The organism is Rhodococcus sp. NPDC057529 (assembly GCF_042802055.1).
Classification (GTDB): Bacteria; Actinomycetota; Actinomycetes; order Mycobacteriales; family Mycobacteriaceae; genus Rhodococcus_F.
The window spans coordinates 42,859-58,422 of record NZ_JBHVEY010000022.1 but is presented as its reverse complement, the minus strand read 5'-3'; the positions used below and the strand labels follow the sequence as shown (position 1 = coordinate 58,422).

Annotated in this window: 15 protein-coding genes; all 15 read left to right on the top strand. The window is 64.6% G+C overall.

From position 1 onward, the window contains the following. Positions 1-118 precede the first annotated feature (118 nt). The 15 genes from ACFU5V_RS33280 (at position 119) to ACFU5V_RS33210 (ending at position 15,325) form a co-directional block, all read left to right on the top strand. Positions 119-757, top strand: coding sequence for a TetR/AcrR family transcriptional regulator (locus ACFU5V_RS33280; protein WP_378704253.1), 639 nt, complete (start codon positions 119-121; stop codon positions 755-757). 292 nt (positions 758-1,049) lie between these two features. Further along, positions 1,050-2,759 (top strand): AMP-binding protein, encoded by a 1,710-nt coding sequence (locus ACFU5V_RS33275; RefSeq protein WP_378704250.1) that lies wholly within the window; start codon positions 1,050-1,052, stop codon positions 2,757-2,759. Continuing rightward, positions 2,756-3,700, top strand: a complete 945-nt coding sequence (locus tag ACFU5V_RS33270; RefSeq protein ID WP_378704248.1) for a TIGR03620 family F420-dependent LLM class oxidoreductase — start codon at positions 2,756-2,758, stop codon at positions 3,698-3,700. The genes ACFU5V_RS33275 and ACFU5V_RS33270 overlap by 4 nt, the downstream gene beginning before the upstream one ends. A 103-nt stretch (positions 3,701-3,803) precedes the next feature. Further along, positions 3,804-4,994, top strand: a complete 1,191-nt coding sequence (locus ACFU5V_RS33265; protein WP_378704246.1) for a thiolase family protein — start codon at positions 3,804-3,806, stop codon at positions 4,992-4,994. 121 nt (positions 4,995-5,115) lie between these two features. Then, positions 5,116-5,871, top strand: coding sequence for an SDR family oxidoreductase (locus tag ACFU5V_RS33260; protein WP_378704243.1), 756 nt, complete (start codon positions 5,116-5,118; stop codon positions 5,869-5,871). A gap of 49 nt (positions 5,872-5,920) precedes the next feature. Beyond that, positions 5,921-6,697 (top strand): enoyl-CoA hydratase/isomerase family protein, encoded by a 777-nt coding sequence (locus ACFU5V_RS33255; protein WP_378704241.1) that lies wholly within the window; start codon positions 5,921-5,923, stop codon positions 6,695-6,697. A gap of 11 nt (positions 6,698-6,708) precedes the next feature. Beyond that, positions 6,709-7,458, top strand: coding sequence for an SDR family NAD(P)-dependent oxidoreductase (locus ACFU5V_RS33250; protein ID WP_378704238.1), 750 nt, complete (start codon positions 6,709-6,711; stop codon positions 7,456-7,458). A gap of 123 nt (positions 7,459-7,581) precedes the next feature. Continuing rightward, positions 7,582-8,364 (top strand): aspartate/glutamate racemase family protein, encoded by a 783-nt coding sequence (locus ACFU5V_RS33245; protein WP_378704235.1) that lies wholly within the window; start codon positions 7,582-7,584, stop codon positions 8,362-8,364. Between the two features lie 33 nt (positions 8,365-8,397). Beyond that, positions 8,398-9,576 (top strand): acyl-CoA dehydrogenase family protein, encoded by a 1,179-nt coding sequence (locus ACFU5V_RS33240; protein WP_378704232.1) that lies wholly within the window; start codon positions 8,398-8,400, stop codon positions 9,574-9,576. A 14-nt stretch (positions 9,577-9,590) separates the two neighbouring features. Then, on the top strand, positions 9,591-10,385 hold the full coding sequence (locus ACFU5V_RS33235) for an enoyl-CoA hydratase/isomerase family protein (RefSeq protein ID WP_378704230.1): 795 nt from the start codon (positions 9,591-9,593) through the stop codon (positions 10,383-10,385). After that, the gene (locus ACFU5V_RS33230) at positions 10,385-11,557 is read left to right on the top strand and encodes an acyl-CoA dehydrogenase family protein (protein ID WP_378704227.1); all 1,173 of its coding nucleotides are present in this window, start codon (positions 10,385-10,387) and stop codon (positions 11,555-11,557) included. Before ACFU5V_RS33235 ends, ACFU5V_RS33230 begins: the two co-directional genes overlap by 1 nt. Beyond that, complete coding sequence (locus ACFU5V_RS33225) at positions 11,554-13,047, top strand: MFS transporter (RefSeq protein WP_378704224.1); 1,494 nt, start codon at positions 11,554-11,556, stop codon at positions 13,045-13,047. The genes ACFU5V_RS33230 and ACFU5V_RS33225 overlap by 4 nt, the downstream gene beginning before the upstream one ends. Positions 13,048-13,086: 39 nt before the next feature. After that, a complete protein-coding gene (locus ACFU5V_RS33220; protein WP_378704222.1) occupies positions 13,087-14,256 on the top strand; it encodes a thiolase family protein in 1,170 nt (389 codons plus the stop codon). Beyond that, positions 14,256-14,684 (top strand): Zn-ribbon domain-containing OB-fold protein, encoded by a 429-nt coding sequence (locus ACFU5V_RS33215; protein ID WP_378704220.1) that lies wholly within the window; start codon positions 14,256-14,258, stop codon positions 14,682-14,684. The genes ACFU5V_RS33220 and ACFU5V_RS33215 overlap by 1 nt, the downstream gene beginning before the upstream one ends. Continuing rightward, complete coding sequence (locus ACFU5V_RS33210) at positions 14,681-15,325, top strand: PaaI family thioesterase (RefSeq protein ID WP_378704218.1); 645 nt, start codon at positions 14,681-14,683, stop codon at positions 15,323-15,325. The genes ACFU5V_RS33215 and ACFU5V_RS33210 overlap by 4 nt, the downstream gene beginning before the upstream one ends. The last annotated feature ends 239 nt before the right edge of the window (positions 15,326-15,564 follow it).

Sequence of the window (15,564 nt, the reverse complement as noted above, 5' to 3'; positions counted from 1 at the left end):
ACGGCGATCTGCTGCCGTCGACGCTGTCGCTAGACTGAGGAAATTCGGCGACCACATCGGCAATGCACGTGGGGGTCGGCCGCTTGCGGCGCAACCGCCGGTCGGGCGCGGCCTAGACGTGAGAGGACGCGGACATGAGAAGAGGTTTGATTTGAGGACGGCGGGCTCTAGTCGTGACGAGACCTGGAGACGAGTTCGGTCGGCAGGTGTCGAACTCCTCTTCGAGCACGGCTACGAGGCAATGAACACTCGTCAGCTCGCCGAAGCGGCCGAGTTGAAATCAGGGTCGCTCTACTACTACTTCCGCAGTAAGGAAGAGTTTCTCTATCGACTGCTGATCGACCTTCTCGAGGAGATCGTCGCAGATCTCGAGCAGGGCTTGGGGGGGATCGACCCCGATGACGTCGAGTCCCGGCTCGAGACCTTCGTTCGGATTCTCGTCAAGTGGCACATCGCGCGGCACAAAGAGACCTTCATCGCGTCCATCGAGACCCGGGCGCTGTCGAGGGCCCGGCACGAGTCCTACGTCGAACTCCGTGACCGATTCGATTCGACACTGCACGAGATTCTCCGGGACGGCACCCTGCTCAACCGCTTCGACATCGTCGACCTGACCATCACCCGCAATTCGATGCTCTCGATGATCACGGCACTGTCGAGTTGGTACGACCCCCAGGGGCCGTTGGGACTCGAGGAAATCACCGCCGACTTCGTGCGACTGGCGCGACGCATGGTGGGGCTTCCTACCCCCACCTGACGGGCGCTTCCCCCAGGATGTGATGACAGGCCGAACGCCGGGTTTCAGGTACGAAACCCGGCGTTCGGCCCGCGTAGAGCCGACGCAGGCGCGGGCTCGGCGTGCACTTCCTCGAGGGGAGAACTTCAGATCGCCACCGACACGACCGGTTTCGTGCATCGGCTAGGTACCGATCTCCGGCGGAGACGGATCCAGGACCTTGACCGCAGCACCCCGGCGTCATACAGTTATTAAATCAAGCGCCCGCTCGAATATTGGCGGAGTGCGCTGAAGATGCTTCGAGGAGGCAAAAATGCGGATGCGGCAGCACAAGGGTGCGGTCTTCGAGTCATCGCTGCGGCCGTTCAACGCGGACGAGGTGGCGAAATTCGAGGCAGAGAACCTTTGGCGTGAGGAAACCTTCCTGGATGACTTCCTGGTCGCGGCCGGTAGGTATCCCGACAAGGCGGCCGTGGTCTCGTATAGCAAAGGCACCGCGCTTCCGAGCACGGTGACGTACGGACAACTCGGCGCACTCGTCGATCGCTTCGCGGCCCAGCTTCTCGAACTCGGAGTGCAGCCGGCCGATGTCGTCACCATTCAGGTCCCGAACGGATGGGAAGGTGCGGCCCTGGCCTTGGCGACCATGCGCGTGGGCGCCGTGCCGAACCCGATCCCCATCATCTACCGCGAGCGTGAACTCCGGTTCATGCTCGCCCACGCCGGCACCAAGGTGCTGTTCGTGCCCGAGGAATTCCGCGGGTACGACTATGCGACCATGGCGCAGGGTCTGAAAGCCGAAACTCCTACCCTGGAACACGTTTTCGTACTCAACGCGTCGCGGGAGACGCCTGGGTGTTCGTCCTTCGAGGAGACCTTCCTGGGCTCATCGGGTCAGATCGCCGCCGATGTGAGTGATGCCCTGGATCGGCGCCGTCCTGGTCCCGACGACATCGCGATGCTGGTGTTCACCTCCGGAACCACGGGCACGCCCAAGGCCGCCATGCACACCTACAACACGGCATGGTCGGGCTATCATCGCGTGGTCACCCGTGCGCTCGAACTCACCGGGGACGACGTCGCCTTCATGGCATCCACGCTCGGCCATCTGACCGGTTTCATCCACGGCATGCTGGTTCCACTGTCGACCGGGCAGAAGATCGTCTACCAAGACGTGTGGGACGTCGAAGGATTGCTCGACGCGATCGCCGTCGAGGGCATCACCTGGACGCTGTCGGCGACCACCTTCGCACTCGACATGATCGAGGCCCAGAAGCGGACGCCCCGGACTCAGCAGACCTTCCGGGCGTTCGCCTGCGGTGGGGCGGCGATCCCCGCCCCGTTGGCAGAGTCCATGCACGAGCTGTTCGGGACCAGCCTGGTCTCGCTCTGGGGGTGCTCGGAGACCGGCATCGCCTCGATCCACCAACTCGGCGCCGATGTGACCACCCTCGGGGCCAGCGACGGATTCCGGGTTCCCTGGCAGGATGTCCGGATCGTCGACGAGCACGGTCAATCGGTCCTCACCGGTGCCACCGGAAACTTGCAGGTCCGCGGGCCCAGCGTTTTCGCCGGCTACTTCAAGCAGCCTGAGCTGACTGCAGCGGCGTTCACCGCCGACGGATGGTTCGACACGGGCGATCTCGGCCGAGTCACCCCCGACGGAGGTATCCGCATCGACGGACGAACGAAAGACATCATCATCCGGGGCGGACAAAACATTTCCGCAGTGGAGATCGAGAACGCGCTGTTCAGTCATGAGAATGTGCAGGAAGCTGCCGTTGTTGCCTACCCGGATGAGCGACTCGGTGAGCGTGTGTGCGCAGTCGTCGTGCCCGCCGGTCCCGCACCGACCCTCGAGGACCTCGTCAAGCACCTGGAAAAGGTGGGAATGTCGAAGCAGTTCTGGCCCCAGAAACTGGTCGTCGCTCAATCCCTTCCGCGCACCCCATCGGGGAAGATCAAGAAGTTCGTCCTGACCGATCAGCTCGCACAGGGCGGCACGGTAGGAGTCGGCGGATGAGCGAACCGCTCACCCGCGAGGAGGACCACCGGCAGCGCCGGCGGTTCGCGGGTGGGCTCGTCGGAATCTGGACCGCGACGTTGGACCCACTGCCGGTACCACGCGCACTCGAGGTTGCCCGCCAGATCGAAGAACAGGGCTTTGGAGCGCTGTGGCTACCGGGAGATGCCGGCCGTGACGCACTCGTCGCTGCCTCGTCCTATCTGGCGGCCACAGAACGATTGACCATCGGAACCGGGGTCGCGAGCATCTACGCACGCGACGCACGTTCGGTGGCAAGCGGACGCCGGGCCTTGTGGGAGTTGTACGGGGACCGCTACGTGCTCGGGCTGGGTGTAAGTCACCAGTCGTTCGTGGCGCGCCGAGGACAAAGTTTCGGTCCCCCGATCCCGGCGATGACGTCGTACTTGACTGATATCGTGCGCCAGCCCGAACGGCAGCAGGTGCCCGACTCGGCGCTGACCATCCTCGGCGCCCTGGGCCCGAAGATGTTGCAGCTCGCGAGGACTGATGCGGGCGGCGCGCTCACCTACAACGCCACCGTCGATCACACCCGGCGCGCCCGGGCCGTGCTCGGCCCGCATTCCTTCCTCGCCGTCACCCAGCCGGCCATCATGGCCGACACCGACGGTGAGGCGCGGGAGATCGCGCGTACCTACCTTCGGTTCTACCTTGAGCTGCCGAATTACGTGCAGCACTTCGCACGCCTCGGTTTCACGGAAAGCGATCTCGAGGGAAATGGCAGCGACCGCCTGATCGACGAACTGTTTGCATGGGGCGTCGAGGGAATCCGTTCCCGCGTCGCCGCGCAACTCGAGGCCGGCGCCGACCACGTGGCGATCAATCTCCTCGCGGCAGATCGAGACAGTCCCCCGCTCGAGGAGTGGCGGGAACTCCGCACCGCCGTCGACTGGTTCATCTCGCAAGAAGTATCACGATGACCGCGGCAGCCACCATCGACGCCCGGCATCGGCTGGGTGCGAGAACCACCGCAGGCAGCCGTCACCGGACGCCAGCACCACCTACCACCTCTGTGAGGAACACATGCCAACTGCAGTGATCGTCGACATCGTCCGTACCGCATCGGGGAAAGGAAAGCCCGGGGGAGCGCTGTCGACAGTGCACCCCGTCAACCTCCTGGCCAGCACCATGCGGCAACTGCTCGCCCGCACCGGTGTGGACTCGAGTGTGATCGAGGACGTCATCATCGGATGCGTGGGGCAGGTAGGGGACCAGGGCGTCAATGTCGCCCGGTCCGCAGTACTCGCCGCCGACTTCGCCGAGTCGGTCCCGGCGACGACGATCGATCGGCAGTGCGGTTCCAGTCAGCAAGCGGTGCACTTCGCTGCCCAGGGTGTGCTCGCGGGTGCTTATGACGTCGTCATTGCCGGTGGCGTCGAGTCGATGAGCCGTGTCCCGATGTTCTCCGGGATGCACGGGGGCGATCCGCTCGCACCCTTGAGCGTCCGCTATCCCGACGGACTGGTGAACCAGGGCGTGAGCGCGGAAATCATTGCCGCACGGTGGAAGATGTCGCGCACCGAACTGGACGACTACGCGGCGCGGTCGCACGAACGGGCAGCCGCCCACGCGTCCTCCGGTGCCTTCGACACCGAAATCGTTCCCATCGACCTTGCGACGGACGACGGCCAGACCACCCAGCACCTGCGTGATGAAACCGTGCGCGCCTCCACCACCGCCGAAGGACTCGCCGGGCTACGCCCGTCCTTCTTCGACGCCTCCCTCGAACAGCGGTTCCCGGAGATCAGCTGGTCCGTCACACCGGGCAATTCCTCGCCACTGAGCGATGGGGCCTCCGCGGCGCTGATCATGACTGAAGAGCGGGCGCAGGCACTCGGTCTGAAACCACGTGCCCGCTTCCACACCTTCGCCGTCACCGGATCGGATCCGCTGCTGATGCTGACCGGCGTGATCCCGGCGACCGAACTGGCACTCAAGCGCTCCGGTCTGAGCATCGGCGACATCGATGCCTTCGAGGTCAACGAGGCATTCGCGCCGGTACCCCTGGCCTGGCAGCGCGAGTTCGACGTGGATTCGGCCAAGCTCAACCCGCGAGGCGGAGCGATCGCGCTGGGCCACCCGCTGGGCGCATCCGGAACACGGCTGCTGGCCACCCTCGTCAACCACCTCGAAGCCACCGGGGGTCGCTACGGCCTGCAGACCATGTGCGAAGGCGGCGGAATGGCGAACGCCACCATCGTCGAGGTGCTGTGAGCGGCGGGTCGCCGCGACAAAAGATCGTCGTCGACGAGCGAGCTGCCCCGATCAATCACCCGTTCGGTGATCGGACCATCGGGCGCGAGGCTCCCGGATACCGCAGACTCGAGGAGAATGCATGAACACGAGAGTTCTGATCACCGGTGCCAGCTCCGGGCTGGGGGCCGGCATGGCGAAAGCGTTCGCTGCGCGCGGCTGTGATCTGGTTCTGACCGCTCGCCGCCTGGAACTGCTCGAGAAGGTCAAGGCCGAGATCGAGCAGCAGTCACCGGGCAGCCGCGTGCTGATGCACCAGCTCGACGTCACCGACCACGACGCCGTCTTCGAGGTGTTCGCGAAGTCGGCAGCGGAGATGGGGGGACTCGACCGCATCGTCGTCAACGCCGGAATCGGCAAAGGCGGTCGCGTCGGTAGCGGGCGGTTCGCCGCCAACCGGGACACCGCCCTGACCAATTTCGTTGCCGGCATCGCCCAGTGCGAAGCGGCGATGGAGCTGTTCTACCGTCAAGGCTCCGGCCATCTGGTGGTGATGTCGTCGGTGACCGCTGGACGCGGCCTGCCCGGACCGATGAACGTGTACGCGGCGACGAAAGCCGCGCTCGTGCACTTGGCCGAGGGAATCCGCTCGGACGTCAAGGCCAAGCAGGTGCCCATCAAGGTCAGCACAATCCGGCCCGGGTACATCGAGTCGGAGATGCAGGACCGGACAGGAAAGCGGCACCCCCTGCTGGTCGAGGCCTCCGCCGGTGCGACCGCCCTCGTCCGGGCAATCGAGCGCGAAGTAGAGGACGCCTGCGTGCCCTGGTGGCCGTGGACCTTCTTCGAATTCGTGCTGCGGTTCGCCCCCGATTCGCTCGTCAAGCGCATTCTCTGAAAATCCCAGACCGGACGGCCTCACAGCCCCATTCGAAGCAGGTGAAAACGTGATCGAACAATACGTGTCAGTGAAAAGATGCGGGGAGACCGCGGTAGTAACGATCGACAATCCGCCGGTCAATGCCTTGCACCCGGATGTCGCCGACGCGATCGCCCGCGCCGCCGGCGAGGTGGAGAAGGATCGCACCTACCGGTCCATGATCCTCACCGGACTCGGCAAGTGTTTCGTCGCCGGCGGCGACATCCGGTACTTCACCAGCATCGACCGCGCCGGCGCAGCCCGGATGGCGCTGCGGGTCCAGGCCATGCAGGAAAAACTGTTCTCCCTCCGAGTGCCGGTCATCGCCGCGTTGAACGGCCACGCCCTCGGCGGCGGGCTAGAGCTCATGCTTGCCTGCGACTTCGCGATCGCCGAGGAACACATCAAGATCGGCGTCACCGAAGTGCAGCTGGGGTTGATCCCAGGAGCCGGGGGCACTCAGATGCTCTTCACCGCCCTCCCCTCCGGAACAGCGAAGCGGTTGCTGTTCACCGGCGACAGAATCAGCGCCGAGGAAGCACAGCGGATCGGTCTCGTGGATTCGGTCTGCCCCTCCGGAACAGTCGTCGAGGCGGCCCTCGAGGTCGCCGAGCGGATCAACAAGGCCGGCCCGCTCGCCGTGGAGGCCGCGAAACGCTCGGCCAATCACCGACTTCGTCACTCGCTCGACGAGGGACATCGACGTGAGGTGGACATCTTCTCCGCACTGTTCGATACCGCCGATCACCGTGAGGGAATCACCGCATTCCTCGAGGGACGAGCCCCCGAATACCAGGGCCGATGAAGGAGACCGTTATGACTTCGTCCGATCGAGTCGCGCTGGTGTCCGGCGGCGGCGGCGGCATCGGGGCGGCAGTGTGCCACACCCTGGCCAGCGCCGGCGCGCACGTATGCGTGGTCGACATCGACCCCTCCGGCGCCGAGCGGGTGGCCAAGGAACTGACGGCCGCGGGACTGAGCGCGTCCGCCCACGCCGGTGACGTCTCCCGCCGCGAGTACGTGGATGGTCTCGCCGCCGACGTCACCGAGCAGTTCGCCGCCCCCACCGTGCTGGTGAACCTGGCAGGGGCGGTGCGCAACGCCGTGCTGTCGAAGATCACCGACGAGGACTTCGCTCTCGTCCTCGACACGCACCTGAAATCGACCCTGAACACCCTGCGCGCCTTCGCCCCCGGCATGAAGGAGCGTGGATTCGGCCGCATCGTCAACACCAGTTCGATCGCCTCCCGCGGAACAGTGGCGGGCATCAGTTACAGCGCGGCGAAGGCCGGGATCGAAGGTCTCACGCGGTCGGCCGCCATCGAACTCGCCCGCCATGGAATCACGGTCAACTGCGTCTCGCCCGGGGTCATCGCGACAGGGATGTTCCTGTCCACCCCCGCAGAGTTCCGTGAACAACAAACCTCCAAGATTCCGATGGGCCGGGCCGGGACGACCGAAGAAATCGCCGCGTGCGTCAAGTTTCTGGCCTCTCCCGGGGCGGGGTACATCACCGGGCAGACGCTCGTCGCCTGCGGGGGCCTGTCGGTCGGAGCCTTGAAGTGAATACGAACCGAATCCCGACCCAGTTTCGGTACTGACAACCGATTGTCTCCCGCTCGACCCTTGTTTCCACGGCCTTCCCGTGACTACACTAATCGAACGGTCGCTCGATAGAATGGTGAATCCATGAAGCTCTCAGTCGTACACATCAACTCCCAGCAGGGATCCGAGCCGTACACGAAGCTGGTCAACGAAGTCTTCGACAAGTACAAGCGGCCGGACACCGAAATCGTTCACCGATGGGCCAAGCTCAAGCGCGCCGCCGACACGGTGTTCGCCTACCCGTATGCACTCAACGCCGTCGACGTCGTCCACAACATCTCCGAGGCCGGCCGTGACGGTGTCGACGGCTGCATGGTGGCCTGCACCGGCGACCCGGGCGTGATCGAAGCACGCACCCTCGTCGATGTCCCGGTGGTGGGACCGTGGGAAGCCTCGCTGCACTTGGCCTCGATGTATGCATACCGCTTCGGAGTCATCACGGTTGAAGATCGTGCCTGGGCCGAGGTGTGCCACAGTCTGGTCGCCAAGAGCGGGCTGCTCGGCCGCTGCGCCGGCGTGCAGCGCATCGACATCCCCTCCGCGGAAGCCTTCACGGACGGCTTCACCAATCCGGAAAAGGTTGTGGCCGAACTCGACAAACAGGCCCACAAACTCGTGGACCAGGGTGCCACCGCCATCGTCCTCGGCAGCGCGGGATTGAGCACCATCGCCTCCGCGGCCGGGTACACCCAGGTCTCAGGCCTCGACGTGCCGGTGTTCGACGCACTGGTCATCGGCCTCAAGACCCTCGAGATGCGCGTGGATCTCACCAGCAAGGGCGGACTCCTCCCCACGAGCCGTGCCGGCTACACCAAGCGATTCGCCGACAAGGACGCCGATCGTGTCCGTTCCCTCTTCGGTCTCTGACCTCTAACCCCTTGTTTTGAAAGGACTTTCACCATGCAGACCAAGTCAGTGGCTCACTCCTTGCTTACCGAGGAAGAGCGCGCCTTCCAGGACGTCGTCCAGAAGTTCATGGACAAGCATGTGCGGCCGATCGTCGAGGACATGGAGCGTGACGGCCGCCCGCCGGCGGAACTGTTGAAGAAGATGGGCGAGCAGGGCCTCCTCGGCTCGTTCGCGCCCGAGGAGTACGGCGGTGGTGGCGGAAGCCTGATGACCCGTGCCATCTTCGCGGAGGAAACCGCCCGCGCCGACGCCGGCCTGGACGCCACACTCTTCGTCAACATGAGCCTGGTCGCACGGCATCTGATCAAGCGAGGTACCGAGGCGCAGAAGCAGCGTTACCTGGTACCCCTGATCGAGGGCACGGCCTCCGCATCGATCTGCCTGACTGAACCGCACGGTGGGTCCGACGCACTGAGCCCGCGCACCACCGCCCGCCGCGACGGGTCCGACTGGATCATCGACGGCTCGAAGACCTTCATCACCAACGCCCCGATCGCCGACCACTTCCTGGTCTTCGCCCGCACCAGCGGCGAAAACCGCCGCGCACACGGCGGCACCTGCTTCATCGTCGACGCCGGAACTCCGGGACTGACGGTCGGAAGCCCGCTCAAGAAGATGTCATTGCGCAGTTCCCCCACCGCGGAGGTCTTCTTCGACTCCGTGCGCGTATCCGACGACCAGATTCTCGGCGAGGCCGAGAAGGGCTTCTATTACATGCTCGAGGGCCTCGACCTCGAACGGGTCTTCGAGGGCGCGTCCAACACCGGAATCGCCCAGGCCTGCCTCGACCTCGCCGTCTCGTACTCGAGCGAGCGGAAGGTCTTCGGCCAGGCCCTGTCGGAGTACCAGCTGACGCAGGACAAGATCGCCCGAATGGCCACCGGTGTCGAAATGAGCCGGGTCATGTTCTACCACCTGATCAGGGCCCTCGAACGCGGTGAAGAGGTCACCCGTGCCGCCTCGATCCTCAAGCTGTACAGCTCGGAGGCCGCGGTCGAGGCTTCCCGAGAGGTGGTGCAGGTCCTCGGCGGCTACGGCCTGATGGAGGAATACCCGGCTGCGCGACTCTACCGGGATGCCAAGCACCACGAGATCGGTGCCGGCACCAGTGAGATCCAGAAAATCATCATCGCCCGCGAAACCTACAAGGACGCGGCCAAGTCCCGCTGACCGGAGGAACCATCATGTCTTACAACGAATACCAGTACCTCATCGTCGACGTCGTCGACCGTGTAGCAACGGTGACCATGAACCGGCCCGACAAGCTCAACGTCGCCAACGCTCGACTCCACACCGAGCTGTCCACCATCTTCGACGATCTCCAGCGCGATGCCGACGTCGACGTGGTCGTGCTCACCGGCGCCGGCCGGGCATTCTCGGCGGGCGGAGACATCGACTGGATGCAGGAAGCCGTCGATGACCCGGAATCGTTCGAACAGACAGTCAGCGAGGCGAAGCGCATCATCTTCTCCCTGCTCGATCTGGAGAAGCCGATCATCGCGAAGGTCAACGGTCACGCTGTCGGCCTCGGTGCCACCCTCGCTCTGTTCTGCGACGTCATCTTCGCCGCCGAGTCCGCGAAGATCGGCGATCCGCACGTCTCGGTCGGCTTCGTCGCCGGCGACGGCGGCGCAGTGATCTGGCCGCAGTTGATCGGATACGCCCGTGCCAAGGAGTACCTGCTGACCGGAGACTTGATCCCGGCCAGCGTCGCCGCGGACATCGGCCTGATCAACCACGCCGTGCCCAGCGAAGCCTTGGACGAACGCGTCAACGAATTCGCCGGTCGTCTGCGCAACGGCGCCACCAAAGCTATTCGCTGGAGCAAGATTTCGACCAACATTGGTCTCAAGCAGCTGGCCCACTCGATCATGGACACGTCCATGGCCTACGAAAGCCTGTCCAACCGCACGGCCGACCACGCCGAAGCCGTGGCCGCGTTCCGTGAAGGACGGACACCGAAGTTCCAGGGCAAGTGATGGCCGGCAACACGCAACGCGCCCTGTCGGAGGACGCCCTCGAACTCCGGAGCGTCGTACGTCGATTCGTCGCCGAACAGATGCCCCGGTCCGTCGTCGCCGAGTGGGACAAGAACAACACCTTTCCCCGCGAGGTGTTCGATCGCCTGGCCACATTGGGCGTGATGGGCCTGGCGATCCCCGAGGAGTACGGCGGATCGGGTGCAGACATACCGGCGACGCTGATGACGATCGAAGAGCTCTCCAAGCGAAGCCTGGCGGTCGCAGTCCCGTACATCATGGCGAGCTGCTACGCGGGGATGACCGTCGTCGAGTGCGGCACCGAGGAACAGAAGAAGCGCTGGCTCCCCGAAATCGCCGAGGGACGGATGATCTTCGCGTACGGATGGACCGAACCCGATGTCGGTGCCGACCTCGCGAGCGTGAAGACCACCGTCCGTCGCGAAGGCGATGAACTCGTGGTCAACGGTTCCAAGCGGTTCTGTACGGGTGCCGGGCTGAGCGACTACATCTACACACTCGCAAAGTCTGACCCCGAAGGCGCGAAGTACCACAACCTCTCGACGATCGTCATCCCGTCGAACGCCGAGGGCGTGACGATCACTCCGATCGACACGATGGGGTTGAAGGGGACTCACACAACCGACGTCTCCTTCACGGACGTGCGGATCCCTGTCGACAACCTCATGGGTGGTGAGGAGGCGTGGAACCGCGGCTGGGAACTCATCACCGGCAGCGGCCTCGATATCGAGAAACTCGAAGTGGCCGCCATGTCGCTGGGTATCGCCACCGCCGCCTACGAGGATGCGCTCGCCTACTGTGAGGAGCGTGAGCAGTTCGGAGTGCCGATCAGCAAGCACCAGTCGATCGCCCACACGCTTGCCGACATGCAGGTTCAGCTGCACGCCTCCCGGCTCGTTCTGGACGACGCGGCTGTGCTTGCCGGTCGCGGCGTCCAATGCGGCGTCGAAACCTCGATGGCCAAACTGTTCGTCACCGAGGCGTCGAAAACGGTGGTCCTGAACGCCCAGACAATCATGGGCGCATACGGATACGTCAAGGACTTCGACTGTGAACGCTATGTTCGCGACGTCCTCGTCATGCCGATCATCGGCGGCTCGTCCGCCATCCAACGCAACAACATTCACAAGTGGTCCCGGACCCGCAAGTGAGTCCCGCGCTACCGGGCCGGTCGCGTCGCGCGGACAACCACCGGTATCGACCGCGGTCGAAGCCGAGCGCGCGGGTGTCGGTCGCGGTCGCGTGCGCCGCCCAGCTGATGAACGCGATCAATATCGGTGCCTGCCCCCTGTTGGTGCCGGATATCGCGGGCACCCTGGGTGGCGGCGCGTCGAGTCTGTCATGGGTGGTGTCGGCCTACGCCATCGTCTTCGGCGCACTGGTCCTGTGGGGAGGACGCCTGACGGATGCGGTGGGAAGCCGGCCGATCCTCATCACAGGCTTCGCCATCTCCACCGCCGGTGCCGCGTTGGCCGCCGTGGCTCCGACCGCGTGGGTGCTGATCGCCGGCAGGATTATCCAAGGCATCGGTGCGGCACTGGCGGTCCCAGGCGGGCTGGCGTGGCTGGCCGTCTCGACTACCGATCCACGCCGGCGGTCGCGCAACCTGGCCGCTTTCGCGGCCTCGGGCGCGATCGGCTTCGGAGCCGGAGCGCTCGCCGGTGGCATCCTGTCCGACGCGTGGGGTTGGCGGTCGGTGTTCGTCTTCGAATGCGTTGTCGTTCTGATCCTCACCCTCCTGGCCTGGCGACTACCGTCGATAGCAGCGCCGAACAAACCCGCCCCGAGCTATTGGGGGGCCATACTCATCTCGACGGCGCTCTTGCTTTTCGCATTGTGGCTGGCGCTGGGGTCGAAAACCGGGTGGGGAGAGGTAACCGCCTTGACGACGATGGCCCTCGCAGGAGCGTTGTGGGTAGGTGCTGCAGTCCACGAACGCCGCAGTACGCGCCCGATGATTCCGCATCACCTGTGGCGTGTCCCGGGCCTTGTCGGCGTGCTGATCGCGACCGGCCTGCTCTACGCGGCATGGGCAGGCAGTTACTACTTCGGCGCGCTCGCACTCCAAGAACTTGTCGGGTTGAGCATGACCTCCGCAGCGCTGTGGCTGGCTCCACTGGCCGTCGGAGCGCTTTTGGGATCCCGAGTCGCCGCCAGAGCACTATCGCGCGGACAGTCGCGAGACAGCCTGATCATCGCCGGGGGAGCAGTATGCGCACTCGGACCCATCGCGGCCTCCTACCTCTCCGAGAGATCACACGCGGTCCTGTATCTCGCCGCACTCTTCTTGGCGATCGTCGGCCAGGTCATCGCCTTCGTCGCGCAAAGCGACCTGGTTGTCACGCTCGTCGGTCTCGACTCCGCGGGAATCGGGGGTGCGATGTTCAACTCGGCAGGACAGATCGGCGGCGGTCTGGGGCTTGCGGGGCTTGCCCTGGTCTTCGATGCTTCCACCGACGGCGCCTTCGGTCGGTTCGGGCTCGTGAGCTATCCGGGTGCCTTCCGGGTCGCCGCCCTGCTCGCGCTCCTCGCGACGGCCGCGATCGTCGTCGTCCGCTTCCAGCTCCGACGTCACACGGCATTGTCAGACGCATCAAAATCCAAACGGAATCCGATCCCGATGACGGACTCGGAGGCCTGACGCCGGAAGCGTTGTCTTCCAGCAAGGGAGGTGGGAAACATGAAAACCAACGAAACAGACGCAGCCCCGACCTACATCTCGGGTGTATCTCAGCAGATCGTCGGCCGCGGCCGCCCAGCACCGTCGTACATGAAACTTCTCGTCGACGCGGCACTGGGCGCTCTGGCTGACGCCCAGGTCGATCTGAAGGAAGTCGACGGTGTGGTGCTGTCCTCGTCGATTCCGCAACCGTTCGAGTGCAATCCAGCCGAACTCGCGGAGTATCTCGGAATCACTCCGACGTACACCACGATGGCACCGTACGGTGGCCGGCCCGCAATCGACGTTATTCACATGGCCGAAGCAGCCATCGAATCCGGGCTCGCCTCCAACGTCCTGGTACTGTCCGCCGACAACTTCGCGACCACCCTGGGGATCGACGGCGCGATCGACCTCTACATGAAGAGCTTCGACAAAACCTTCGAACGCCCCTTCGGTCCTATCATTCCGACCGCCTTCGCCCTGATGGCCACCCGCCACATGCACGACTACGGGACGACTCTCGAACAGATGGCGCATCTGGCGGTGACCATCCGTGAGCACGGACTCTTGAATCCCCACACCGAAGTCAAGGGTGAGCTCACCGTCGAGTCCGTGCTGAGCGATACCGTCACCAGCAGCCCACTGACCCGCTCGATGCTGGCATTGATCTCCACCGGCGGAGGACAGGGGTTCCTGGTCACCAAACGACCTCGCAACGACCGAGCCGTACAGATCCGTGGGTACGGCGAAGCGTCCGCGTTCATGAGCTTGAGCCAGGCACCGAACGTCGCCAAGTTCGACCACATCGGTGTCGCTACCCGGCAGGCACTCACGCGGGCGGACGTGACCTTGGCGGACATCGACTTCCTCGAGGTCTACGATCCCGCGGCGATCGTGCCGTTGATCCTTCTCGAAGACATGGGCTTTTGTGACAAGGGTGAAGCCGGAGCCTTCGTAGAAAACGGCGGAATCAAACTGGGCGGGGCGCTCCCGATGAACACCCACGGCGGGACCCTGGCCTTCCGGCACCCCGGCATGGGTGCTGCTCTCGACTCGGTCGTCGAAGCGGTGACCCAGCTTCGAGGTGAGGCCGGCGAGCGCCAGGTCGTGGGCGCCGAACTCGGACTGGTACACGGCCAGGGAAGCTGGCTGGCCAACAACGGATTCCTGATCCTGGGGAGGGCCTGATGGCACCGAAAGAAACATTTGAGGCAGTCGATTCTCACGAGGATCCGGCGGCGACGTTCTGGAACGCCTGTGAACGCGACGAGCTGCTCATCCAGTACTGCCGCACCTGCGAGCAATGGCAGTTCTATCCGCGCTTTCTATGCAGCCACTGCGCCTCCCTGGACGTGGTGTGGCGCGCGGCGAGCGGTGCGGGCACATTGGAGACCTTCAGCGTTGTTCGCCGCGCCGCCGGTGAATTCGAAGCATTGACCCCCTACACGGTCGCCTTGGTCCGCCTCGCGGAAGGACCCACCATGATGTCGAACGTGGTCGACTGCCCCGAGACCGACCTCGAGATCGGCATGGCACTGCAGGTGCGCTTCGAAAACCGAAACCACACCCGCATACCCGTCTTCGAGCCGGCTCTCGCCGATCCCCGGCAGCCATGACGCACGACACGATGCGGCAGATCGACGAGGACCTCACCCAGGAACGGACCCACCTTTCCGATCTCCCGGAACAGTGGCTGCAGACCCACCGCGATCTGGTGACAGCCGTGCGTCGGCTGATGCATGCGGCGGCCACGACAGGCGCAGACATCGAAGACCTCCGGCGGTCAGCCGACCTCGTCGCGCAGGCCTCGGAACTCGTGGAAAAAGAGCTCAGACCCGGCGTGCTTCTCGGAGAGTTCGCCAGCCCCGCAACGACCGCAACCGCCCACACACGGCGGATCGGCGTTCACAACCCATCCTGGATCCCGTTGGAAATTTCCTCCGACGGCACCACGGCGTCTGCGACCGTGACAGCGGACGCCCTCGCCGAAGGCCCTCGAGACTGCCTACACGGTGGTCTGGGGGCATGGCTGATGGACTGCATGCTCGGGCTGTTGATCGAGTCGACGGGCCGAACGTGTGTCACCGCCCAGCTCGACCTCACGTATCTGGCACCCACCCCCCTGCACCGTCCGCTCAACCTGTATGCAACCGCCGATTCGGCCTCGGGCCGCAAAGTATGGGTGAACTCGTGGATCGAGTGCGACGGCACCCGAACAGTGGAGGCCAAAGGTCTGTTCATCGAACCGCGACGCTGAGCCGGACTCCGCCGCGACAACCCACAGCCCCAGGTGCGGCGCAAACGCAAACCTCGACTCCGACCTGCGCCTACGCGGTCGGCGGAACCCCGTTATCGAGCGTAAAGCGGCGGGAACAACGGCCTTCGGGCCGCGGGGAGGAGCTGTTTTTTCCCTTCCAAAGGGGGGGGGGGGGGGGGGGCCAAAAATCGAGAAACCGGGACAAAAAACAAAAACACAGCCGTTTGCTTCTGTTTCTT

Coding starts and splice junctions, on each gene's coding strand:
- ACFU5V_RS33230 (WP_378704227.1), top strand. CDS start 10,385: ATGGCCGGCAACACGCAACGCGCCCTGTCGGAGGACGCCCTCGAACTC.
- ACFU5V_RS33210 (WP_378704218.1), top strand. CDS start 14,681: ATGACGCACGACACGATGCGGCAGATCGACGAGGACCTCACCCAGGAA.
- ACFU5V_RS33270 (WP_378704248.1), top strand. CDS start 2,756: ATGAGCGAACCGCTCACCCGCGAGGAGGACCACCGGCAGCGCCGGCGG.
- ACFU5V_RS33265 (WP_378704246.1), top strand. CDS start 3,804: ATGCCAACTGCAGTGATCGTCGACATCGTCCGTACCGCATCGGGGAAA.
- ACFU5V_RS33235 (WP_378704230.1), top strand. CDS start 9,591: ATGTCTTACAACGAATACCAGTACCTCATCGTCGACGTCGTCGACCGT.
- ACFU5V_RS33275 (WP_378704250.1), top strand. CDS start 1,050: ATGCGGATGCGGCAGCACAAGGGTGCGGTCTTCGAGTCATCGCTGCGG.
- ACFU5V_RS33250 (WP_378704238.1), top strand. CDS start 6,709: ATGACTTCGTCCGATCGAGTCGCGCTGGTGTCCGGCGGCGGCGGCGGC.
- ACFU5V_RS33240 (WP_378704232.1), top strand. CDS start 8,398: ATGCAGACCAAGTCAGTGGCTCACTCCTTGCTTACCGAGGAAGAGCGC.
- ACFU5V_RS33260 (WP_378704243.1), top strand. CDS start 5,116: ATGAACACGAGAGTTCTGATCACCGGTGCCAGCTCCGGGCTGGGGGCC.
- ACFU5V_RS33215 (WP_378704220.1), top strand. CDS start 14,256: ATGGCACCGAAAGAAACATTTGAGGCAGTCGATTCTCACGAGGATCCG.
- ACFU5V_RS33245 (WP_378704235.1), top strand. CDS start 7,582: ATGAAGCTCTCAGTCGTACACATCAACTCCCAGCAGGGATCCGAGCCG.
- ACFU5V_RS33220 (WP_378704222.1), top strand. CDS start 13,087: ATGAAAACCAACGAAACAGACGCAGCCCCGACCTACATCTCGGGTGTA.